This is a genomic window from Massilia sp. UYP11, from assembly GCF_050434805.1.
Taxonomy (GTDB): domain Bacteria; phylum Pseudomonadota; class Gammaproteobacteria; order Burkholderiales; family Burkholderiaceae_D; genus Telluria.
Map to the genome: position 1 here is coordinate 115,572 of NZ_JBNDJE010000013.1, position 20,608 is coordinate 136,179.

General features: G+C 68.1%; 22 protein-coding genes. 12 read left to right on the forward strand and 10 right to left on the reverse strand.

Going from position 1 to position 20,608, the window contains the following annotated elements:
- Positions 1-7: 7 nt before the first annotated feature.
- The 6 genes from ABIB38_RS17130 (at position 8) to ABIB38_RS17155 (ending at position 6,976) form a co-directional block, all read left to right on the forward strand.
- Complete coding sequence (locus tag ABIB38_RS17130) at positions 8-1,687, forward strand: DUF6311 domain-containing protein (protein WP_429205638.1); 1,680 nt, start codon at positions 8-10, stop codon at positions 1,685-1,687.
- Complete coding sequence (locus ABIB38_RS17135) at positions 1,684-2,637, forward strand: glycosyltransferase family 2 protein (protein ID WP_429205639.1); 954 nt, start codon at positions 1,684-1,686, stop codon at positions 2,635-2,637. The genes ABIB38_RS17130 and ABIB38_RS17135 overlap by 4 nt, the downstream gene beginning before the upstream one ends.
- Positions 2,624-3,031: a GtrA family protein gene (locus tag ABIB38_RS17140; RefSeq protein WP_429205641.1), complete on the forward strand. Its 408-nt coding sequence runs from the start codon at positions 2,624-2,626 to the stop codon at positions 3,029-3,031. The genes ABIB38_RS17135 and ABIB38_RS17140 overlap by 14 nt, the downstream gene beginning before the upstream one ends.
- 4 nt (positions 3,032-3,035) lie before the next feature.
- On the forward strand, positions 3,036-4,076 hold the full coding sequence (locus ABIB38_RS17145) for an acyltransferase (RefSeq protein WP_429205643.1): 1,041 nt from the start codon (positions 3,036-3,038) through the stop codon (positions 4,074-4,076).
- Between the two features lie 113 nt (positions 4,077-4,189).
- Positions 4,190-4,987 (forward strand): PIG-L family deacetylase, encoded by a 798-nt coding sequence (locus ABIB38_RS17150; RefSeq protein ID WP_429205645.1) that lies wholly within the window; start codon positions 4,190-4,192, stop codon positions 4,985-4,987.
- 276 nt (positions 4,988-5,263) lie between these two features.
- Positions 5,264-6,976: a response regulator gene (locus ABIB38_RS17155; RefSeq protein ID WP_429205647.1), complete on the forward strand. Its 1,713-nt coding sequence runs from the start codon at positions 5,264-5,266 to the stop codon at positions 6,974-6,976.
- 117 nt (positions 6,977-7,093) lie between these two features.
- Here ABIB38_RS17155 and ABIB38_RS17160 read toward each other — a convergent pair whose 3' ends face one another.
- The 4 genes from ABIB38_RS17160 to ABIB38_RS17175 form a co-directional block, all read right to left on the reverse strand.
- On the reverse strand, positions 7,094-8,707 hold the full coding sequence (locus ABIB38_RS17160; protein ID WP_429205649.1) for a DEAD/DEAH box helicase: 1,614 nt from the start codon (positions 8,705-8,707) through the stop codon (positions 7,094-7,096).
- Positions 8,708-9,043: 336 nt separating this feature from the next.
- The gene (locus ABIB38_RS17165) at positions 9,044-9,802 is read right to left on the reverse strand and encodes a hypothetical protein (protein ID WP_429205650.1); all 759 of its coding nucleotides are present in this window, start codon (positions 9,800-9,802) and stop codon (positions 9,044-9,046) included.
- Positions 9,803-9,823: 21 nt separating this feature from the next.
- Complete coding sequence (locus ABIB38_RS17170; protein ID WP_429205652.1) at positions 9,824-10,444, reverse strand: LON peptidase substrate-binding domain-containing protein; 621 nt, start codon at positions 10,442-10,444, stop codon at positions 9,824-9,826.
- Between the two features lie 87 nt (positions 10,445-10,531).
- Positions 10,532-10,984, reverse strand: coding sequence for a hypothetical protein (locus ABIB38_RS17175; protein WP_429205654.1), 453 nt, complete (start codon positions 10,982-10,984; stop codon positions 10,532-10,534).
- Positions 10,985-11,122: 138 nt separating this feature from the next.
- Between ABIB38_RS17175 and ABIB38_RS17180 the strand changes: the two genes are divergently transcribed.
- Both ABIB38_RS17180 and ABIB38_RS17185 read left to right on the forward strand, forming a co-directional pair.
- Positions 11,123-13,486 carry a CHASE domain-containing protein gene (locus tag ABIB38_RS17180; protein ID WP_429205656.1) on the forward strand — a complete coding sequence of 788 codons (2,364 nt, stop codon included), beginning with the start codon at positions 11,123-11,125 and terminating at the stop codon, positions 13,484-13,486.
- 57 nt (positions 13,487-13,543) lie between these two features.
- The gene (locus tag ABIB38_RS17185) at positions 13,544-13,948 is read left to right on the forward strand and encodes a YbaN family protein (RefSeq protein ID WP_429205657.1); all 405 of its coding nucleotides are present in this window, start codon (positions 13,544-13,546) and stop codon (positions 13,946-13,948) included.
- A gap of 81 nt (positions 13,949-14,029) precedes the next feature.
- Here ABIB38_RS17185 and ABIB38_RS17190 read toward each other — a convergent pair whose 3' ends face one another.
- Positions 14,030-14,458: a hypothetical protein gene (locus tag ABIB38_RS17190; protein WP_429205659.1), complete on the reverse strand. Its 429-nt coding sequence runs from the start codon at positions 14,456-14,458 to the stop codon at positions 14,030-14,032.
- A gap of 148 nt (positions 14,459-14,606) precedes the next feature.
- On the opposite strand from ABIB38_RS17190, the gene ABIB38_RS17195 reads away from it, so the two are divergent.
- Complete coding sequence (locus ABIB38_RS17195; RefSeq protein ID WP_429205660.1) at positions 14,607-15,569, forward strand: MBL fold metallo-hydrolase; 963 nt, start codon at positions 14,607-14,609, stop codon at positions 15,567-15,569.
- Here ABIB38_RS17195 and ABIB38_RS17200 read toward each other — a convergent pair.
- On the reverse strand, positions 15,524-15,718 hold the full coding sequence (locus tag ABIB38_RS17200; RefSeq protein WP_429205662.1) for a hypothetical protein: 195 nt from the start codon (positions 15,716-15,718) through the stop codon (positions 15,524-15,526). The genes ABIB38_RS17195 and ABIB38_RS17200 overlap by 46 nt on opposite strands.
- A 53-nt stretch (positions 15,719-15,771) precedes the next feature.
- Positions 15,772-15,963, reverse strand: a complete 192-nt coding sequence (locus ABIB38_RS17205) for a hypothetical protein (protein WP_429205664.1) — start codon at positions 15,961-15,963, stop codon at positions 15,772-15,774.
- 11 nt (positions 15,964-15,974) lie between these two features.
- Here ABIB38_RS17205 and ABIB38_RS17210 point away from each other — a divergent pair, with 11 nt between their 5' ends.
- The 3 genes from ABIB38_RS17210 (at position 15,975) to ABIB38_RS17220 (ending at position 18,607) form a co-directional block, all read left to right on the forward strand.
- The gene (locus ABIB38_RS17210; protein WP_429205666.1) at positions 15,975-16,157 is read left to right on the forward strand and encodes a hypothetical protein; all 183 of its coding nucleotides are present in this window, start codon (positions 15,975-15,977) and stop codon (positions 16,155-16,157) included.
- Positions 16,158-16,230: 73 nt separating this feature from the next.
- Entirely contained in the window at positions 16,231-17,397 is a 1,167-nt protein-coding gene (locus ABIB38_RS17215) for an HAF repeat-containing protein (protein WP_429205667.1), read from the forward strand.
- A gap of 40 nt (positions 17,398-17,437) precedes the next feature.
- Positions 17,438-18,607, forward strand: coding sequence for an HAF repeat-containing protein (locus ABIB38_RS17220; RefSeq protein WP_429205669.1), 1,170 nt, complete (start codon positions 17,438-17,440; stop codon positions 18,605-18,607).
- A 22-nt stretch (positions 18,608-18,629) separates the two neighbouring features.
- On the opposite strand, the gene ABIB38_RS17225 is transcribed toward ABIB38_RS17220, so the two are convergent.
- The 3 genes from ABIB38_RS17225 to ABIB38_RS17235 form a co-directional block, all read right to left on the reverse strand.
- Positions 18,630-19,265 (reverse strand): hypothetical protein, encoded by a 636-nt coding sequence (locus ABIB38_RS17225; protein WP_429205670.1) that lies wholly within the window; start codon positions 19,263-19,265, stop codon positions 18,630-18,632.
- Between the two features lie 79 nt (positions 19,266-19,344).
- Positions 19,345-19,605 carry a hypothetical protein gene (locus tag ABIB38_RS17230; RefSeq protein ID WP_429205671.1) on the reverse strand — a complete coding sequence of 87 codons (261 nt, stop codon included), beginning with the start codon at positions 19,603-19,605 and terminating at the stop codon, positions 19,345-19,347.
- Positions 19,606-19,667: 62 nt separating this feature from the next.
- Complete coding sequence (locus tag ABIB38_RS17235; RefSeq protein WP_429205673.1) at positions 19,668-20,249, reverse strand: DUF3617 domain-containing protein; 582 nt, start codon at positions 20,247-20,249, stop codon at positions 19,668-19,670.
- Positions 20,250-20,608 lie beyond the last annotated feature (359 nt).

The window sequence follows — 20,608 nt, forward strand, 5'->3', positions numbered from 1 at the left end:
GCAGTGCATGCGCGCGCTCCAGGCCCGGCCCGGCCTGCGCCGCGCCGCCTGGTGGCTCGACATCCACGGCCCCGCCGGACTGCTGCTGGCGGCCGCGCTCGCCCTGGGCTACGCCTGGTGGCTGTACGGCTACCCGATATTGCGCGGCACGGCCCCATTCTGGTGGCGCGACAACGCCGACATCACCCAGTACCTGGCCGGCTTCAATGCCTACGCCAGCGACGCCTGGCGCTGGCCGCTGCTGCGCTTCGAGACCCTCAACACCCCCGAGGGCACGGTCGCGACCTTCCTCGACACGGTGCCGCTCTATGCGCTGTTCCTCAAGCTGGTGCGCCACGGGGCGCCTTACTGGAACCCCTACGGCCTGTGGATCGCGCTGTGCTTCATCCTGCAGGGCGTGGGCGCGTGGTGGATCTGCCGCGAGGCGCGCGTGCGCAACTGGGCCGCGCTGGCGGCGCTGGCCGTGCTGCTGGCCAGCTTCCCGGCCCTGACCTTCCGCATCTCGCACACCAGCCTGATGTCGCAATGGATCCTGGTGTTCGCCTTCGCGGCCTACCTGCGCGGCTCGCGCCTGGGCCGGCTGGACGCGCCGGCCTGGATGGCGCTGCTGGTGGGCGCCTTCTACGTCAACATCTACCTGTTCGTGATGGCATCGGCGATCTTTGGCGCCGACGTGCTGCGCCAGCTGCTGCGCGCGCCGGCCAGCCGCGCCACGCTCGGACGCGCGCTGCTGACGCCGCTGGCCGTCTATGGCCTCCTGTTCGCGACGATGTGGGTCACCGTGCTGCCCCTGCCGCCTGGCGCGGGCAGCCGCGAATGGGGCTTCGGCTATTTTTCGATGAACCTGCTCGCGCCGCTCTATGGCGGCTACCTGCTGCAACTGGAGCATCCGATGGCGCACGACGGCCAGGGCGAGGGGTTCAACTACCTCGGCGTGTTCCTGCTGCTGCTGACGGTCGTCGCGTACAAGGTGCTGCAAGGCCGCGATCCGGGATTCTGGCGGCGCCATGGCGCCCTGCTGGGCGTGCTGGTCGTGCTGTGGCTGTTCGCACTGTCGAACCTCGTCTGGCTGGGCAACGCCCGGCTGTACGCCCTGCAGCTGCCGGAATGGATGCAGACCGTGACCACCACCTTCCGTGCGTCCGGCCGGTTCTTCTGGCCGGTCGGCTATGCGGTCATCCTGTTCACCGTCATCGGCGTCGCGCGCCACGTGCCGGCGTGGCGCGCAGCGGCATTGCTGGCGGCGGTGACGGCGCTGCAGATGTGGGACCTGCAGGCGCACCACCACTACGTGCGGCAAGTGGTGGCGCAACAGTCCGCTCCGTTGATCGACGAGGCGCGCTGGAACGAATTCCTGGGCGCGCAGACGCGCGCCCTGCATTACTATCCGCCGTTCCGCTGCAACCAGGTGGCCGGATCGAACGCCCTGCTGCCCGTGATGGCGTATGCGGTCAAGCACGGCTATCCATTTTCCACCGGCTATATCGCACGCGCGACCAAGGCCTGCGACAACTATGACGTCACGATCGCCGGCCTGCCCGCCTCGACGGCGATCGCGTTCGAAAAGCTTTACTTCAAGCAGCAGCAGGAAGCCGAACGGCTGGCCGGCCCGGGCGCCGTCTGCGCCGACATGGAGATCGTTTTCCTGTGCCGTAAAAGCACCCACCCTGACACCGACAGACAATGAAGAAACGTGTATCCCTGGTCGCTCCGTTCTATAACGAATCGGGCAATGTGTCCGAGTTCTTCCGGCGCATCGCCGCGATCGCCGTCGAACTGCCCCGGTACGAGATCGACGTCATCGCCGTGAACGACGGCAGCCACGACGCCACCTGGACCGAACTGCAGGAGGCGCGCGCCAGCTATCCCTGGGTACACCTGGTCGACCTGTCGCGCAATTTCGGCAAGGAGGCCGCGCTGACGGCGGGGCTCGACCGGGCCACGGGCGACGCGGTGGTGCCGATCGACAGCGACCTGCAGCACCCCCCGGAACTGTTGTCCGAGATGCTGGCGCAGTGGGAACTGGGCGCCGAAGTGGTGCTGGCGCGCCGCACCGACCGCGCCACCGACGGCCACCTGCAGAAACTGTCGGCGCTGTCGTTCTACCGCTTTCACAACATGATCTCCAAGGTCGAGGTGCCGATCGACGTGGGCGACTTCCGCCTGATGGACCGGCGCGTGGTCGAGGCCCTGCGCCAGTTGCCGGAAAACCACCGCTTCATGAAGGGCCTGTTCGCCTGGGTGGGCTTTCGCACCGTGACCGTGCCCTACACGCCGGCGCCGCGCCATGCCGGCGCCTCCAGCTTCAATGCCTGGAAACTGTGGAACCTGGCGCTGGAAGGCATCACCAGCTTTTCGACCGTGCCGCTCAAGGTCTGGACCTATCTCGGCATGGGCGTGTCGCTGCTGTCGCTGATGTACGCCGCCCTGATCGTGCTCGACACCGTGTTCGCGGGCGTCGACGTGCCCGGCTACGCCTCGCTGATGGCGGGCGGCATGTTCATCGGCGGTGTGCAGCTGATCGGCATCGGCGTCCTGGGCGAGTATGTCGGCCGCATCTACCACGAGGTCAAGCGCCGTCCGGTCTATCTGGTGCGCGAGGAACAGCCTGGCGAAAACGTCGATGAAGCTCGTTGACTTGTTCCGGCGCTTGCTGGCGCGTCATCGCGCCTTCGTCATATTCGGCCTGATCGGCGTCTTCAACACCGTCCTGCATTCGGGCACCGTGATCGCGCTCGTCGAAACGGCGCTGGCCGGACCGGTCGCGGCCAACGTGGCCGGCTTTGCCCTGGCCAACACCTGCTCGTTCTTCGCCAACTGCCGCTTCACCTTCAAGCAGCCGCCGAGCTGGAGCCGCTACCGCAAGTTCCTGGCCGTATCGATGCTCAGCCTGGCGCTGACGGTCGCGCTGTCGGCACTGGCCGAGGCGCTGCGCTGGCACTACCTCGTCGGCCTGGCGCTGGTGCTCCTGTGCGGCCCGGTACTGACCTTCGCGCTGCACAAGGCAGTGACCTTCCGCCATCCGGCCTGACCCCATGACGCCCATCGCCACCACCCCGCCACGCGACCATGCGCTCGACACCATGCGCGTGGTCGCCACCCTGCTCGTGATCGTCATCCATGTCAGCGCCAAGGGCTTCGGCCTGATGGGGGAGCGCAACTGGTGGGCCGTGAACGCCTGGGAGAGCGTGGCGCGGGTGGCGGTGCCGCTGTTCTTCATGATCAGCGGCGCGCTCCTGCTGACGCGCGCGCCCACGGTCGCCGCGATCGGCCGCCGCGAATGGCGCATCCTGCTGCCGCTGGCCGCCTGGTCGCTGCTGTACCTGCTGTGGTTCCGCCATACCGGCCAGCGCCAGGACGACTGGCTGGCGCTGATCGTGAACGGGCCGGTCGCCGGCCACCTGTGGTACCTGTACGCGCTGGCCGGGGTCTACGTGTTCCTCCCGGTGCTGGTCGCGTTCCACCAGCACGTCGCCCCGCGCACCCAGCTGTTCTGCCTGCTGTTCTGGTTCATCGCCGCCAGCGTGGTGCCGCTGGAGATCGCGCTGACTGGACGCCGGGTGGCCGGCATCGACTGGGCGGCGCTGCATCTCTATCCGGGCTATATGGCGGTGGGGGCGCTGCTGTACCACCGCCTGCCGGCGGTCCCCCGGCGCCTCCACCTGGCCTTCGCCTGGGCCGCCTGGGCCCTGCTGGCGCTTGCCATTGCGCTGGCAACATGGTGGCGAAGCCATACGCTGGCCCAGGCCAACGAAGCCTTCTATACTTACTCGAGTCCGCTGGTGCTGCTGGCCAGCCTGGCCGCTTTCGTCGCCCTGCGCGCGCTGGGTGCGACCTGGGCGCCGCCGGGCAGCCGCAGGATGCGCGCCGTCGCCTGGTTCGCGGCGACCAGCTTTGGCGTCTATCTCATCCACGTCTGGGTGCTGTTCGCGCTGGAGACGGTGGGGATCGACTACCGCTACGTCAATCCCTGGTTCGGCATTCCACTGCTGGCCCTGTGCGCGGCCTCCGGCTCGGCCGTGCTGGTGCGCGGCATGCAGGCGATTCCCGGAGTGCGCGCGATCGTGCCGCGCTGAGTGGCGCAGCGCCAACGCCAGACCAGCGCGCCGGCGCCGGCGGCGCGCTAGAATGAACCCGCGGGCCCCCTTGCCGCCGCATTTCCAGTCCCTGTCCAGCACATCCGACTTCGATGCATACCGACGGCGCCGCCCTGTTCCTGTTCGCGCACCAGGACGATGAATTCGGGGTCTTGCAGCACATTGCCGACTACCGGCGCTGCGGCGTGCCGGTCGCCTGCGCCTACCTGACCGACGGCCAGGGCCGGCGCGCGCGCGCGGCGCGCCGCAATGCGGAGTCGCGCGCAGTGCTGGGCCGGCTCGGCGTTGCGCCGCAAGCCATCGTCTTCGCCGGCGAGGCGCTCGGCATCGCCGACGCCAACCTTCCCCTCCAGCTCGACGCGGCCCAGGCCTGGATCACGCGCTGGCTCGATACCCATGGCCCGGTCGCCGCCCTTCACATCCCCGCCTGGGAGGGCGGCCACCAGGACCATGACGCCCTGCACGCGCTCGCGGTGGCGCTGGCGGAGCAGCACGGCCTGCTCGCCCGCACCTGGCAATTTCCGCTTTACCGTGCGGCCGGCGTGCCGGTTCCGCTGGCGCGCGTGCTGGCGCCGCTCTCCGCCAACGGCCAGGTGCACGCCAGGCGTATCGCCTGGCATGACCGCCTGCGCAACCTGCATTGTTGCCTGTCGTATCCGTCCCAGGCAAGCACCTGGCTGCTGCTGTTTCCACCGGTGCTCTGGCATTACCTGGCGCATGGCGTCGAATCGCTGCAGCCGGTTGCGCCGGCGCGCACCCTCGAGCGTCCGCACGACGGACCGCTGTACTACGAGCAACGGCGGTTCTTTACCTGGCCCAGGATGCAGCTGGCGCTGGCGGCCTGGCGCGCGCGGCTGTCCACCGGCCAGCCCCCGGAAGGTAAGCGGTAGTGCTCGATGATGCAGGTCGACCCTCGTCCAGGCCTGCTCGGTGGCAAGACCGAATGCAGCGGGGCCCATCCAGATCCCCGGCCATCCACGTTCTGAGAGCGCTATCACGCACGGCGCGGTGACCGCTGCCGTTTGCCAGTCAAACGGAAGCGGTCACATGGGCGCCTCTGTGCGCTTACGAACGGAGCATCGGCCGGGTGTCCGATTACAGTGGAGGCGACATATCCGGGCCCGTACGATGCGGGCACGCCGGCGCCCAACCCGCAAGAACACCCCATGGTACTCGGACCGCCGAAGGACGATTTACTCAAGAAAGATCTCGACGTGCAGGGCTGCGGGCAGAGCCGCGGCGTGCCGGCCAATGGCGAGGTCGAGGGCAATGCCGTCCATCCGATGGGTTCGCCCGAGGACAATCCCGGCACCCACCACTGGCAGTCCAGCCACATCGAACACGGCGGCCTGGACGAGCGCGGCAACATCTTCTTCGCCGCGGTCGAGATGACGCGCATGCCGATGCTGATCACCGATCCGCACCAGGACGACAACCCGATCGTGTTCGCCAACGGCGCCTTCACGGACCTGACCGGCTACTCGCAAGAACAGATCCTGGGCCGCAACTGCCGCTTCCTGCAAGGGCCCGACACCGACCGCGCCACCGTGGCCGAGCTGCGCAGCGCGGTCGAGGAACAGCGCGCGGCGGCGGTCGACATCCTGAACTACAAGGCCGACGGCACGCCGTTCTGGAACGCCCTGTTCTTCGGCCTGATCTTCGACCAGCAAGGCAAGCTGCTTTACTTCTTCGCCTCGCAGATGGACATCACCGAGCGCCGCAGCAGCCAGGAGTCCTGGCTGCAGGCGCAGAAGATGGAAGCCATCGGCCAGCTCTCGGCCGGCATGGCCCATGACTTCAACAACCTGCTGCAGGTGATCAACGGCAACCTCGAAGTCGCCCTGCTGGGCGCCGGCCCCGAGCACAAGGCGGTCGAACCGATCCGGCGCGCCCAGCGCGCCACCATGCAGGCCGGAAAACTGACCCAGCAGCTACTCACCTTCGCCCGCAAGCAGCGCCTGGAACCGAAGCGCCTGAGCCTGAACAGCCTGGTGGTCGAGTTCTCCGACATGCTGGTGCGCACCCTGGGCGACAAGATCGACCTGCGGCTCGACCTGCGGCCCGGCTTGCCTGCCTGCAGCATCGACCCGACCTATCTCGAGATGGCGCTCCTGAACGTGGTGCTCAATGCGCGCGACGCCATGCCGGGCGGCGGCGCGGTCTCGGTCGGCACCGCCGTGCTGGGCGAGCAGCGCCGCCGCCTGCTGGGCCTCCCCCCCGGCGACTACGTCTGCATCTGCGTGAACGACGAGGGCGAAGGCATGACCCCCGAGGTCAAGCGCCGCGCCACCGAGCCCTTCTTTACGACCAAGGGACCGGGCACCGGCCTGGGCCTGGCGATGGTGCATGGCTTCGTGCAGCAATCGCACGGCAAGCTCGACATCGAGAGCGAGCCGGGCCGGGGCACCCAGGTGCGCATGGTGTTCCGGGTCGCCGAGCTGGGCGCCGGCGCCGGCGAGGATGCCGCGCTGGCCGGACGGCGCGGCGCGCGCGAAGACACGCAAGAGCGGCGCTGCCGCATCCTGGTGGTCGAGGACAACGATGACGTACGCGAACTGGCCGAGAGCATGCTCGCAATGGCCGGCTACGAGGTGCTGTCGGCCCCCAGCGGCGAGCGCGCCCTCGGCCTGCTGGAAAACGGCGAGCAGGCCGACCTGCTGTTTACCGATGTGATCATGCCGGGCGGGATGAACGGGCTGGAACTGATCGAGCGCGTGCACGCCAGGCGCCCCGACCTGCCGGTGCTGGTCACCACCGGCTATATGGACGAACTGCCCGGCAGTGGCAAGCCCAGCGGCGTCCTCGACGTGCTGTCCAAGCCCTACCAGCACCAGGACTTGCTGGAGCGGGTCGGGGCCGCGCTCGAGCGGACTGCCTGAGCCAGGCTCTCCGGCTACGTGCCGACGCGAGGCCGCGCCATCACGCCGGACGCATCTCCGGCCTGGAAGCGGCCGTTCCCGCCTTCGCCGGGCGGGAACGGCGTCGGCCGCTGGCGCTCAGGCCTGCGCCTTCGGTCCGCCGCCCAGCAGGAAAGCCAGCTTCTGCTTGGCCGGCTTGGCCGCCGCGTGCGGCGCCGCATCGAGATCCTTGCGCGGGCTGCTGGTCGGTTCGTACGGCTTGAGGAACCACGGATCGATCCTGTCGCGGCGCGCGCCCGGACCGAGTCCGGAGCGCGGCGCACGCGCCGGGCCGCGCTCGTCGCTGCGGCGGGCGCCGCGTTCGCCGTCGCGCGCAGCGTAGTCGCGACCGCCGTCGCGGCCGCCGTCGCGTCCACTGTCACGGCCAGCCTCGCGGCCGCCTTCCCGAGCACCTTCGCGACCGCTCTCGCGACCACCTTCGCGCCCACGGCTGGCGGGGGCCACGAAGCCTTCCAGCGTGCCGCGCGTGATGGTCTGCTTGATCAGCTTCTCGATGTCGGCCAGCAGGCGCTCGTCCTTGTCCGAGTAGACCGACAAGGCGTCGCCCGAGGCGCCGGCGCGGCCGGTGCGGCCGATGCGGTGCACGTAGTCTTCGGCGTTGTACGGCAGGTCGTAGTTGATCACGGCCGGCAGGTCCGAGATGTCCAGGCCACGCGCGGCGACGTCGGTCGCCACCAGCACTTCGACGCTGCCGTTCTTGAACGCGTCCAGCGCCGCCATGCGCTCCTGCTGGGTCTTGTCGCCGTGGATCGCCGACGCCTTGACGCCGCGCTTCTCGAGGTGGATCGACAGGCGCGAGGCGCCGATCTTGGTGTTCGAGAAGATGATCACCTGCTTCATGTCGCGCGAGCGGATCAGGTGCTCGACCACGTCGCGCTTGGCTTCTTCGTCGACCTTGTAGACGATCTGCGTCACTTTCTCGGCGGTCGCATTGCTGCGCGCCACTTCGATCGTCAGCGGGTTGTTCAGGAAGGTGTTGGCCAGCTTCTTGATTTCTGGCGAGAAGGTGGCCGAGAACATCAGGTTCTGGCGTGATTTCGGCAACAGGTTGATGATGCGCTGCAGGTCGGGCAGGAAGCCCATGTCGAGCATGCGGTCGGCTTCGTCCATCACCAGCATCTGCACCTGGCCCAGGCTGACGTTCTTCTGTTCGATGTGGTCCAGCAACCGGCCCGGGGTGGCGATCACGATCTCGACGCCGCGGCGCAGGATCTCGGTCTGCGGCTTCATGTCCATGCCGCCGAACACCACGGTCGCGCGCAGCGGCGTATGCCGGGCATAGGCCTTGACGTTCTCGGCCACCTGCACCGCCAGTTCGCGGGTCGGCACCAGCACCAGGGCGCGCACCGGATGGCGCGCCGGCGACATGCTGGCGTTCGCGTGCGGCATCAGCAGTTGCAGGATCGGCAGCGAGAAGCCGGCGGTCTTGCCGGTGCCGGTCTGGGCCGCGCCCATCACGTCGCGGCCCTGCAGCACCACCGGAATCGCCTGGGCCTGGATCGGGGTCGGATGGACGTAGCCCTGGTCCGAGAGCGCGCGCAGGATTTCCGGCGCCAGGCCGAAGTCGGCGAAGCGCACCGTGGGAGCCTCGGCGGCGGCCGGTGCCGCGACCGGGGCGGCGGGCATGGGAGGCGTGGCACCAGTGGCGGCGGCGACGTCGTTGTTCGCGATGTTGCTCGGAGAATCAGACATATTATTTAGTTGCATTCATTCGTTCAGCTCTACGATCGGGCAGGTCCTCCCCGTTGCGGGTCGAAGGACGCGCAGCGCAGGGCGAACGGGAACCGGGCTCCGGCGCGCATGGCAGGCAGGGGACCGGGGATAAGCCGGCAAGCGGGACAGCCCGGCGGCAGGCCGGCGGCAAGCCGGAGTAACGGATGTAGAGACACTTTTAGCGGGTGACACGATACCCGAAATCGCCGCCCATGTATATGCCGGCCTGTTTTTTAGACAGTTTATCAAAAGATACGCACAAGCAAGCAAACCGCGCCGCGCGGCGGCGTGGACCGGCTTTCGCGGTGGGCCTTATCACCGCGTCCAGCCGCGTTGCTGGGCCGTGCGTTCGGCCACCGGATCGAGCACGGCGCCGGCGATGCGCGCGTCGATCGCCTCGCGCACGACGGGCGGCGGCTGGCTGCCGTCGACCCAGGCGGCCCCGCCGCCATCCTGGGCCAGCACCGGAATGGTCCAGCGCCCGTTCTTCAGGCAGGCCAGGCCGGCGGTGGTGTCGACCACGAAGCTGCGGCAATAGCCGCCATCCTTCGCGACGAAGGTGACGCCGATGCGCACCCCGCTATCGGACGGGCCGGGGCTGGCCAGCTGGCCATCCAGCGCCGCCACCAGCGGCCCGCGCGCCACCAGGACGCCGTCGACGTGGTCGAGCGTGGCCAGGCCAGGCGCCCGCGCCAGGCTGTGCCAGCCGAAGGCGCCCACGGCGGCGCCCGTCAGCAGCGCGGCGCCGACCGCCACCCAGTGGCGCTTGCACCAGTTACTGTAGGCAATTTGTGGCGGCGGCACCGTGCGTCCGGGGCGCAGGCTGTTGAGCTGCACCACCTTGGCGCCGCAGGGCGGCGCGGCGCGCTGGCCATGGTTGCCGTCGTGGCCGTTGGCCGAGACGCCGATGCGTCCGTTGCGGGTATGGCCCTTGAGCTGCAGCTCGGCCCGGTGGTGGGCGATGCGCGCCGCCAGCACCGGATCGGCGCGCATGGCCCGTTCGACCGCCAACCGCGCCGGTTCGGCGAGTTCGCCGTTGATGTACCCGATGAGAAGATCGTCAGAAAATGTCATGCCGGGCCCCTGCGCTGTTGGCTACGACGTGATCAAGCCATGTTCATCCAGCACGTCATGCAGTAATTCGAGCCGGATCACGGGGTTATCGAGCATCAGCATATGATGCTTTTGCTGGTTGGGCAGCGGCAGCAGCTCGCACCAGCGGTTGGCCACCCAGCCGCAGTCGTCGAGCCGGAACGGCGGCTGCACCGGCCAGCGGTGCTGGGGAACGTCGTGCAGCGAATTCAATACCCGGTCGAGCGCGTCGGAGGCGCCCTGCAGCTCGGACGGGATGTTCACGCTGCTGTCGTCGTCGACCAGTTGCGCCTCGGCCATCCACAAGCCGTTGACGTGCTGCTCGGCGGTGACGACGGAAAAGCGCGCGCCGCCGCGGCACAGCACCTGCAGCAGGCCGGGCGTCTCGGTGGTGGTCTCGGTGACCGAGGCGATGGTGCCGGCGGCCACGAAGCGCTCCTGCTCGGCATCGGGCCGGCGCACCTCTTGCCCATGCGTCAGCAGCACCACGCCGAACGGTGTGCCGTCGAGGATGCAGCGGCTGATCATGTCGAGATAGCGCACCTCGAACACCTGCAGCGGCAACACCCCGTCCGGAAACAGCACCGTACTGAGCGGGAACAGTGGCATGGAAATCGTCGACATGGGTTCCATGATGACAGAATCGGGGCCATCGCGGGTGTACGATTGCGCCCGGCGGGGGCCCGATTCACGACCTCCCGGCATGGTTTCCTAGTCTTCTGGGGACCTCAGCGGCAGGTAGCGCACCCACTGGCGCAGATCGTCCAGGCGCCAGCGAAGCCGGCCCCAGCCGGGGCCGGGCGCGTCCACCACCCGCACCCGCACCATCTTGCCGGCGACCGGCGGACAGGCATAGAGATACAGGCCGGCCTCGCCGAACGGCAGGCGCAGTTCGCGCCCCGGGCCGACCTTGAGCGGGCCGAACACCACGGGCGCCCTGCCGTCGTTGCGCAGCAGCAGCACGTCACGCACGCCGCGCGTCAGCCGGATCTCCGACGGCAGCGCCAGCTCTCCGCCACCCGCGGTCGGAAAGGCCAGCAGCAGTTCATGGCTGCCGCCCCGCAATGGCGCCAGCATACCCAGCAGCAGCGCCAGGCCGCACAGGCCGGCCAGCACGGTCAGCGGCCAATGGCGTTTCAACAAGGACGACAAGGCGGCACTCATTGCGCGCTTCCGCTCTCGCGAGAAGGGTATTTCAGATTAGAATGTTTCATTTAACCAAGAGCATCTCTTGTGCCCGATTGACAAACTTCATTGACAAAGGCGCAAAGTCGCGTGCGCCTCATCAATCCAAGGATGCGTATGCTACGTAGTCCGGTCTCTCCGATCAACCCCGCCGCCCCGGCTGCCACGCGCAAGGACATGCAGCAGACCGCCACCCCTACGCCAGAACCTACGCCGCCGTTCCATGCCGGCCACGCGCCATTGCTGATGGCGCTGCTGGTGTTCGCGCTGACCCTGCTGGTCACCTTCGCCGCCTGGTCCAGCGCCCAGCGCAGCGCCGAGGCCCAGCTGCGTGAAGCCTTCGACTACCGCACGCGCGACATGGACTACGCCATCGGACGCCGGCTGCTGGTCTACGAGCAGGTGCTGCGCGGCGTGCGCGGCTACCTGCGCGGCTCGGTCGACCTGAGCCGGGCCGAGTTCGCCGACTATTACGAGGTGCTGCGCCTGGAGCAGTCGTTCCCCGGCCTGGAGGCGCTGGCGATCGCCGCCGCGATCCCGCCCGGCGCCCTCGCCGCCCACGAGGCCCGGGTGCGCGCCGAGGGCTTTCCCGACTACCGGGTCCACCCGGGGGCCGACGGCCAGCCGCGCACGGCCATTTCGCACATCCAGCCGTTCAATGCGCGCAACCTGCGCGCCTTCGGCTACGACATGTACAGCGAGCCGGTGCGGCGCGCGGCGATGGCGGCGGCGCGCGACAGCGGCCAGGCCGCGCTCAGCGGCAAGGTGGTGCTGGTGCAGGAAGGCGGCGCCAGCCTCGATGCGGGCTTCCTGATGTACCTGCCGGTGTACCGCAGCGGGCGCGACGTCGACACCGTCGAGGAGCGCCGCGCGGCGCTGGTGGGCTGGGTCTACGCCCCGTTCCGCATGAACGACCTGTTGCGCGGCGTGGGCGGCATCACCGCGCCCCAGCTCGACGTCGAGATCTACGACGGCGACCACATGGCCCCGGGCGCGCTGCTGTACCGCTCGCCCGGCGCCGGCCGCGCCGCGGCGCCGCGCTTTGCCACCGTCACCCGCATGACGATGGCCGGCCGCACCTGGACCGTGCGGATGGCGTCCAGCGCCAGCCTCGAGGCCACGCTGGACCACGACCGCCCGCAGATGGTGGCCGTCACCGGGGTCGTGCTGGGCTTTCTCGTGAGCCTGGTGGTGTGGCTGCTGGCCGGCTCGCGCCGCCGCGCGCTGCAGCTGGCGCAGGCGATGACGTTCGAGCTGCGCGAATCGCACGGCCGCATCGCGGCCGACCAGCGCCGCTTCAGGACGATCCTCGAAACCGCCTACGACGGCTTCGTCGCCGTCGACCGCGAGGGCCGCATCACCGACTGGAATGCGCAGGCCACGCACATCTTCGGCATGGACGCCGCGCATGCGATCGGCAGCCCGGCCGAGCTGCTGCTGCCGGAGGAAAAGCGCGTCGCCTTCCGCACCGCCTTCGACGCCCTCGCGCGCGGCGGCGCCGGCGCGGTTGCCGGCGCCCTGGCGGGCCCGCCGACCGAGACCGAGGTGCTGCACGCCAGCGGCCGGCGGGTGCCGGTGGAGCTGGCGGTGGCCCTGCTGCCGCCGGGCGACGGCGCGGGCGCCACCGTGTTCGTGCGCGACATCACGCCGCGCCGCGAAGCCGAGGCGCGCGAGCTGCAGCGCCAGCAGCGCCTGGATGAAGCGCGCCAGGCCCTGGCCCGGGCCCAGAAACTGGAAGCGGTCGGCAAGCTCACCGGCGGCGTGGCGCACGACTTCAACAACATCCTGCACATCATCAGCGCCAACGTGCAGCTGATGCTGCGCGCCGAAGGCCCGCCCAGCCGCAAGCGCCTGCACAACGTGCTCGACGCGGTGGAGCGCGGCGCGAAGCTGGTCGGCCAGCTGCTCGCCTTCGCGCGCCGCCAGCCGCTGCATCCGAGCGTGGTCGACGTGGCCCAGCTGCTCGAGCGCAGCGACAGCCTGCTGCAACGCGCCGCCGGCGACGACATCGTGCTCGAGCGCAGCGCTGCGCCTGATCTGTGGCCGACCCTGGTCGACCCGAACCAGCTCGAACACGTGCTATTGAACCTGGTGATCAATGCGCGCGACGCGATGGAAGGCAACGGACGCATCGCGCTGCGGCTGGCCAACCTGACGGTGGGCGCCGGCGCCAGCCAGCTCGAAGGCGAACCGGCGCCCGGCGACTACGTCGTGATCTCCGTCGCCGACGACGGCCACGGCATGCCGCCGGAAGTGATGGAGCACGCCTTCGAGCCCTTCTTCACCACCAAGCCCGAGGGCAAGGGCACGGGACTCGGGCTGTCGATGGCGCACGGCTTCGTGCGCCAGAGCGGCGGCCAGATCCGGCTCGACAGCACGCCGGGCGCCGGCACCACGGTGACCATCTACCTGCCGCGCCATGTCGCGCCGGTGGTGCCGGCGCTGGCGGAGCCGAATATCGGCGCGCATCCCTGGCCTTGACAGCGCCGTCCTCGAACGGCCGCTCCTTTCGCGGCGCCGGGTGCTAGAGTGACGGGTATGAAACTGTTCTATAACGTGGCCGGGGTACTGGCCGTCCTGCTGGGCATCCTCGGCATCTTCCTGCCGCTGCTGCCGACCACGCCCTTCCTGCTGCTGGCCTCGGCCTGTTTCGCGCGCGGGTCCGTACGCCTGCACCGCTGGCTGCTGGCGCACCCCGTATTCGGCAAGTATCTCGCGAACTTCGAGGCCGGGCACGGCATTCCGCTGAAAGGCAAGATCGTCGCCACCGTGATGCTGTGGGGTTCGATGGCGTGGTCGACGCGCCATTTCGACAGCGTCGCGATCCTGATCTCGATGGTCGTGATCGGCGCCTGCGTGAGCACCTATATGTGGTGGTATCTGCCGACGCTCAAGCTGCCGCCGAAGACCTTGCCGGTCAAGGAATCCCAGCCGGGACGTTAGAAAATTTCATTTTGCCGCCGATTTTGTAATAATATTAATTACATACAACGCGACAGCGGCGCGCTGACACGTCAAACGGCGCTAGCAGGCATCGACGTAGCGGCCGCGCGCATCGGCCGGATAGCTGACCACGATGCGCTCGATGTCTGCGTCGGCCTCGTAGCGCACCCACACCAGGCCGTCGCGCGATTCGAAGCGCTCGGGCGCGGTCGCCACCAGCGGGATCTGGTGCCGGCGGCCGAAGTCGGCCACCACCTGCTGGCCGCTGGCGGCGATCCCGAGCTTCTGGCCGTTGGACAGCCGGTAGACGCCGTCGATCGAGCCGATCACTTCGGCGCTGGGCGTAACCCGCCGCGGTGGCGGCCCGACGCGCGAACAGCTGATGCCGGCCACCGGCACCTGCATCTCTTGCAGCGCCGGCGCGGCCGGATCGGCTGCTGCGGGCGGCGATGAACCCAGCAATGCGACCACGCCGGCCGCGGACGCGGCGGCAACGAAGCTCGTGCGCATGTCGTTCTCCTCGCTCAAAAGCGGGCATGGCCGCGTCATCGGCGGCGCTCCCGTCCCGTATGACACTGCCCTGCATCCCGAGTTCTGGCTGCGCGCCGGCCAGGGCCGTGTTGCCGGATAATGAAGCATCCCCACTCCAACAGCATGCATGGAACTGATCTTTCTCGGCACGTCGTCCGGCACGCCGACCCGGCAACGCAATATGTCCGGCCTGGCGCTGCGCCTGCGCGGCGCGCGCTCGTGGGTGCTGGTCGACTGCGCCGAAGGCACCCAGCACCGCGTCCTGCGCACGCCGCTGTCGGTAATGAGCCTGCGCGCCGTGTTCATCACCCATATGCACGGCGACCACTGCTATGGCCTGCCTGGCCTCCTGGCCAGCGCCGGCCTGCTGGGCCGCAGCGAACCGCTGACGATCGTCGGCCCGCCGCCGCTGCGGCCCATGATCGAATGCATCATGCGGGCCAGCGAATTGGAGCTGCCGTTTCCCCTCGCCTGGCGCACTCCCGACGAGCTGGCGCATGGGCCGCTGCTGGATGAATTTGAGGTCGACGCCACCGCGCTGTCGCACCGCATCCCGTCCTGGGCCTATGGCTTTACCGAGACCGCGATCGAACGCCGGCTCGATACCGAGAAACTGCGCGCCGATGCGGTTCCCTCGTCGGCGCTGTGGGGCGAGATCCAGCAGGGGCGCGACGTGGTCTTGCCGGACGGCCGCGCCATCACGGCGCTTGATTACCTGCTGCCGCCGCGGCGTGCGCGCCGCATCGTGGTAGCCGGCGACAACGACAGCCCGGATCTGCTGGCCGCCAGCGCGCACGGCGCCGACGTGCTGGTGCACGAGGCGACCTACACCGAGGAAGTGCTGCAGAAGATCGGCCCGGGCCCGCAGCACAGCTCGGCCATGCGGGTTGGCCGGTTTGCCGAAGGGGCCGGCGTGCGCAACCTGGTGCTGACGCATTTCAGTCCGCGCTACCAGGATGGCGGCCCGCTGCCGCTGGCGCTGCTCGAGGAGGAGGCGCGCGCGCAGTATGGCGGTCACCTGCTGCTGGCGCGCGATCTTGATCACTATGTGCTCGATCGCACTGGCGAACTGCGGCTGGCCGTGGGATAAGGGCTGCTTTCGATTGCCCGCAGCCGTCGCTGCGGTTCCTTGAACAGCTCGGGGATGGTGTCGCGCGCGAGCGGGTCGACGGCTTCGCGGTCGCGGAAGAAGTGGCTCATCCCGATCAGCATGTCGTCGGGGCGCGCCTTGTCGATCACGTAAAACTAATTTCCACATAACCAAATTCGCAGGTTCGTGCTTACCGGCGTTGTTACGCCACGCAGGCGCCGCCCCCGACCAGCTTTCCATTCTTCGCGCCAATCCATTCACCATGCATGCTGATCGATTCGGCATGCGCCGCGGCGCTCACCAGCCCGGCTTGTGCGGCGCCAAATCCATCGCCCGGTGACGGCGTACCTTGATCGACGTGCTCGCCAATCAGACGCAAGCCCTTGTTTATCAAGGAAAATATTCATGTGGAAGAGAAACTTCCTGCCAATGATCATGCCTGCCGCGGCAGCCGGCATGGCAAGCGCGGCCAATCCCTGGATCGAATACACGGTGAGCCCGATCGCGCCCCTGACCAGCGACGGCGCCGCCATCGACCACGCCGGCGTCACCGTGGCGCCTGCCAGTTCACCGGCGCTGGCGCGCTGACCGCCGTGCAGCCGGTCGCGCAATGACCGACGCCGCCCCGGCGGCGCCACGCTCACCCATCGAGGAGATCGTCATGTACATGCTTCATCGCCTGTCGCTCGCCCTGCTGTCGTTCAGCATGGCCGGCGCCGCCAGCGCCTACCCCGAGTACCGGGTGACGGTGGTCGGCCCGGCCAACAGCTGGGTCCATGGCATCAACAACGCCGGCGTGGTGGTCGGCGACTATCCCGTGGGTGGCGACCGGCGGCGCGCCTTCCTCAACCGCGGCAAGGGCCTGGTCGACCTGGGCGCCCTGAAGGGCGTGTGGAGTTCGGCCACCGGCATCAACGCGCGCGGCGAAGTGGTCGGCAACTGGCGCAGCGCCGACGGGAGCCAGCGCGGCTTCATCTACGCCTGCGGCAGGGCGCGCGACATCGGTACCATTCCCGGCAAGGTCACCGGCTACAGCGACATCAACGATGCCGGCTACATCACCGCCTCCGGCCGCGATCCGGCCACCGGTGAAACGCGCGGCTACCTGCGCGCGCCGAACGGCGCCTTCACCCACCTGGGCGCGATTGCCTGGGACGGCAACGGCGCGCCGGAAACCGTTCCCGCCGCGCTCAACAACCGCAACCAGATCACCGGACGGTCCGGGCGCTTCAATTCCCCGGAGCCGGGTTACCGCGCTTTTATCTGGCGCCGCGGCGTGATCCGCGACCTGGGCGACCTGGGCTCCACGCCCAATCTCGGCATCGACATCAACGACCGGGGCCAGATCACCGGCCAGGCCTATCTGCCGGCCGGACCGCGCGACAGCGTCGCCTTCCTGTACCGCCACGGGCGCATGGTCGGCATCGACGATCGCCCGGCGACCGCATACAGGTTCAGCGCCGGCGCCGGCATCAACAACCGCGGCCACGTGGTCGGCACCAGCGACCACCTGTCGGGCTTCATCTGGCGCGGCAAGCGCATGGAAAGCATCAACGCGCTGATCGACCCGGCATCGGGCTGGGATATCGACAACCCGGTCGCCATCAATGACGCCGGCCAGATCGCGGCCGTCGCCGTCCGCAACGGCGTGCGCTACGCGGTGCGCCTGGACCTGATACGTCCCCACGTCGACGCGGCGCCGGCGCTGGAACCCGAGGCCCGGGCCGAGCTGCTGACCTTCCAGGCGTCGCCGGCGCTGGAGGCGGCGCTGGCCAAGGCCGAGGCCCAGGCCCAGGAACGCGAGGTGGCGCGGCCCATTGCGCAGTAGAAGTCCCCCAGCAGTTGTCCTGTTACCGAAGGAGATCGTCATGCATCTGCATCATCGGCTGTCGCTGGTACTGATGTCGTTCACCCTGGCTGGCGCGGCCTCGGCCTACCCCGAATACAAGGTCACGGTGGTGGGGCCGGCCAACAGCTCCGCCGCCGACATCAACAACGCCGGCGTGGTAGTCGGCTCCTATCCCTATTCCCCGACGGCCAATCATGCCTTCCTCAATCGCGGCAAGGGCCTGGTCGACCTGGGCACCTTGAGAGGCACGGCCAGCGTCGCCGTCGCCATCAACGACAAGGGCCAGGTGCTGGGCCAGTGGACCACCAGCGGCGGCCAGCAGCGCGGCTTCGTCTACGACTGCGCCAGGCTGCGCGATATCGGCGTCATCGGCGGCAGGCCCACCACCTGGCGCGACATCAACAATGCCGGCTACATCACCGCCTTCGTGTCCGATACGCCCCCCAATGAAGGCATCAGCAGCTTCCTGCGCGCGCCCAACGGCGCGCTGACGGATATCGGCGACCTGCCCAACGATTTCCCGGGCACGTACCCGATCACCTTCGCCGCTTCCCTCAACAACAAGAACCAGATCGCCGGCGAATCCGGGCCGCTGACCTTCCCCGACCAGCCGTTGCGTTCCTTCATCTGGACCAAGGGCAGGATGCGCGACCTGGGCGACTTTGGCTGGACGCCCAACGGTGCGCGGTCCATCAACGACCGCGGCCAGGCCACCGGCTATGCCGGGGTGCCGACCTTCTTCCGCAACCGGGTCGCCTTCCTGTACAGCCGCGGGCGCCTGATCGACATCGACGGCCGCCCCCCCACCGTGGAACGCTCGAGCGAAGGCACCGGCATCAACAACCGCGGCCACGTCGTCGGCATCAGCGATCACCTGTCCGGCTTCATCTGGCGCGGCAAGAAGATGCAGAGCCTGAACGCGCTGATCAATCCAGCCGCGGGGTGGGACATCCGCGATCCCCGCGCCATCAACGATGCGGGGCAGATCGCGGCCAACGCCTATCGCAAAGGGGTACGGTACGCGGTGCGGCTGGATCTGATCAGGCCGCACGTGGACGCCGTGCCGCCGGCCGAGCATGACGAAGAGCCGTCGGTGGAGGCGCCGCTGACGCCGCAGGCGGCGGCGAAGCGGGCGCAGGAAGAGGCTGAGGGCATCGCGAAAGAGGTGGCCAAGCCGGTAGAGCAATAAAGCCGGCGCGGCCGGCCGGGGTTCATGGCGGCGCCGGCGAATCCGACGCCGACGCCGACAAATCAGCGCCGGATTCGGCCTTCGCGGCCTGGACACGCTTGAGCGCGCTCTCCGGATCCAGGCCCGCCATGATCAGGTTGATGATTTCCTGCTTGTCTTCCGAGCCGATCCACGCGCATTCCTTGCGATGCGAGCAGAAATAGGCATACCAGGACACGTCGGCCGGACGCTCCTTGCGCGGCTTCAGGCGGGCCGGCACGGCGGCGCGCCGCGCGCTGGCGAACGCCGGCAGCTGCGCGTCGGCGCCCGACCAGTCGAATGCGGCGGCGGCGCGCCGGTCGGCCTCCCAATCGCCGTCGTAACCCTTAACCGGCAGCATGCTTTCCTGGTCGACCGCGAGACTCGACAGCCTGGGGTAGGCATGGGCGGCGCAGAAGTCGTCGACGAAGCGCAGCTTCATGCCGATGCCGATCGGGACCGCCCGGCCGAGCACCGCGTCCTTCGGGTGCAGCGAGCGCGCCAGCGTCAGCAAGTCCTTGCAGCCGATCGGCGCGCCCTGGCGCGATCCTGCTTGGTGCGCCAGCGCTTCGTAGACGCGCACGCCGACCTCGATGTCGTTGACGGTGATTTGCTGCTCTGCTCTGGCGTTGCCGGTCATGCGCGCCTTCCTGGGAGGTGTGGTCGATGGCCGCCATTATGCATGATCGCGATCGGCCGCCTGCCCCGGACGCGCCGGCTCAGCGGCTGACCTGGCCCTCGTCACAGGCGTTGCCATTCTGGACCACGATGGCGCTGATGCGCTCCGGATGGCTGGCGGCGAGCCGATAGCCGATCGGCGCGCCATCGTCGATCACATACGTGGCGTAGCCGGTCAGGCCGACCTCCGTGGTGAACTTGTCGATCGTTGCAACCAGGTTGTCGCGCAGACGTGCGCTGCCGAGCTGCAATATGCGATCAATGGAAAGGCCCAAGCCAGAGCCGGCCTCGCCACGCGCCATGCCCGCCAGACCGAAAATGGTCAGCTATCGACTATTTCGCGTGCCCCGGTCGTCCGTGCGCCCTATTGGCTCACTGATCTTGGCTTGACGTCGCCGCAGTCGCTACTCAGCCAATTGCCCGAGCCGCTGCCCTTGAGCGTCATGGACTGGCCGTCGATACCAGGCGTCGTCGTCACCGATTCGATGTCAAAGGCTTTCTCGCCGCGGTACGTCAAGCGCATATCCATGGTCATGACCATCTCCGGAGCAGCGCACGCCATGCGGACATCCACCCCGTCAGGTCGTGGCGATTTTTGCACTGAACAAGACTCCGGTGCTTCCTGGCCGAGAACGTCGAATCTGGCAATCTGCTCTTTTGTAATGCACTCTTTGGTGCGCATGCCCATGCCGTTACCCGTGATTTCCACGCCTTTGGCAGCAAGCTGCGCCTTTGCCTCCGCCATTTCTTTACGCGCCTCGGGGCTCATCAGGCTGTCTACCAACTGTTGAATACCATCCCCAAGCGCACCGCCTTGCGTCTCACTGACGGTCCTGATGTCGACTTGCCACAACCCCGGCTTGATCTGGGCATGTTGCGCCAAAGCATTTGGAACCGTAATAGCGGCCAACGTCAGGAGGACTGTTGAGGTCAGGGTGCGTTTCATGGCAGCTTTCGATCGGGAGTTCACTGCAGTTTTGCTTTTGCGGAAAAACCAGGCTGCCAAAGTCGGCATTGGTTTAATTGGTAGGCCTCCCGTGAGTCGAACACGGCACCAACGGATTATGAGTATGTAGATCTAATGAACACAACGCTTCATCGCAGACATAAGATTTTGTCGAAAACTCTTACAACCCGCATTAATACTGGCTTTTAGCCCAAATATATTTTACACATTCCGACTTTCTCTGCTAATTTGGCTCTGAAATATTGAATCGCCACGAGTTTCCTAGACACTCGCGAGCCGCTTGAAATACTGCTTTTCATACTCGACCGGCGACAAGTCATTGCTGGAGCTGTGCCGGC

Excerpts from the sequence above, each read along its gene's own strand:
- ABIB38_RS17185 (WP_429205657.1), top strand. The coding sequence starts at position 13,544 with ATGAAACTGTTCTATAACGTGGCCGGGGTACTGGCCGTCCTGCTGGGC.
- ABIB38_RS17155 (WP_429205647.1), top strand. The coding sequence starts at position 5,264 with ATGGTACTCGGACCGCCGAAGGACGATTTACTCAAGAAAGATCTCGAC.
- ABIB38_RS17135 (WP_429205639.1), top strand. The coding sequence starts at position 1,684 with ATGAAGAAACGTGTATCCCTGGTCGCTCCGTTCTATAACGAATCGGGC.
- ABIB38_RS17215 (WP_429205667.1), top strand. The coding sequence starts at position 16,231 with ATGTACATGCTTCATCGCCTGTCGCTCGCCCTGCTGTCGTTCAGCATG.
- ABIB38_RS17160 (WP_429205649.1), bottom strand. The coding sequence starts at position 8,707 with ATGTCTGATTCTCCGAGCAACATCGCGAACAACGACGTCGCCGCCGCC.
- ABIB38_RS17230 (WP_429205671.1), bottom strand. The coding sequence starts at position 19,605 with ATGGCGCGTGGCGAGGCCGGCTCTGGCTTGGGCCTTTCCATTGATCGC.
- ABIB38_RS17190 (WP_429205659.1), bottom strand. The coding sequence starts at position 14,458 with ATGCGCACGAGCTTCGTTGCCGCCGCGTCCGCGGCCGGCGTGGTCGCA.
- ABIB38_RS17170 (WP_429205652.1), bottom strand. The coding sequence starts at position 10,444 with ATGTCGACGATTTCCATGCCACTGTTCCCGCTCAGTACGGTGCTGTTT.
- ABIB38_RS17165 (WP_429205650.1), bottom strand. The coding sequence starts at position 9,802 with ATGACATTTTCTGACGATCTTCTCATCGGGTACATCAACGGCGAACTC.
- ABIB38_RS17195 (WP_429205660.1), top strand. The coding sequence starts at position 14,607 with ATGGAACTGATCTTTCTCGGCACGTCGTCCGGCACGCCGACCCGGCAA.
- ABIB38_RS17220 (WP_429205669.1), top strand. The coding sequence starts at position 17,438 with ATGCATCTGCATCATCGGCTGTCGCTGGTACTGATGTCGTTCACCCTG.
- ABIB38_RS17140 (WP_429205641.1), top strand. The coding sequence starts at position 2,624 with ATGAAGCTCGTTGACTTGTTCCGGCGCTTGCTGGCGCGTCATCGCGCC.
- ABIB38_RS17130 (WP_429205638.1), top strand. The coding sequence starts at position 8 with ATGCGCGCGCTCCAGGCCCGGCCCGGCCTGCGCCGCGCCGCCTGGTGG.
- ABIB38_RS17175 (WP_429205654.1), bottom strand. The coding sequence starts at position 10,984 with ATGAGTGCCGCCTTGTCGTCCTTGTTGAAACGCCATTGGCCGCTGACC.
- ABIB38_RS17235 (WP_429205673.1), bottom strand. The coding sequence starts at position 20,249 with ATGAAACGCACCCTGACCTCAACAGTCCTCCTGACGTTGGCCGCTATT.
- ABIB38_RS17210 (WP_429205666.1), top strand. The coding sequence starts at position 15,975 with ATGTGGAAGAGAAACTTCCTGCCAATGATCATGCCTGCCGCGGCAGCC.
- ABIB38_RS17180 (WP_429205656.1), top strand. The coding sequence starts at position 11,123 with ATGCTACGTAGTCCGGTCTCTCCGATCAACCCCGCCGCCCCGGCTGCC.
- ABIB38_RS17225 (WP_429205670.1), bottom strand. The coding sequence starts at position 19,265 with ATGACCGGCAACGCCAGAGCAGAGCAGCAAATCACCGTCAACGACATC.
- ABIB38_RS17150 (WP_429205645.1), top strand. The coding sequence starts at position 4,190 with ATGCATACCGACGGCGCCGCCCTGTTCCTGTTCGCGCACCAGGACGAT.
- ABIB38_RS17145 (WP_429205643.1), top strand. The coding sequence starts at position 3,036 with ATGACGCCCATCGCCACCACCCCGCCACGCGACCATGCGCTCGACACC.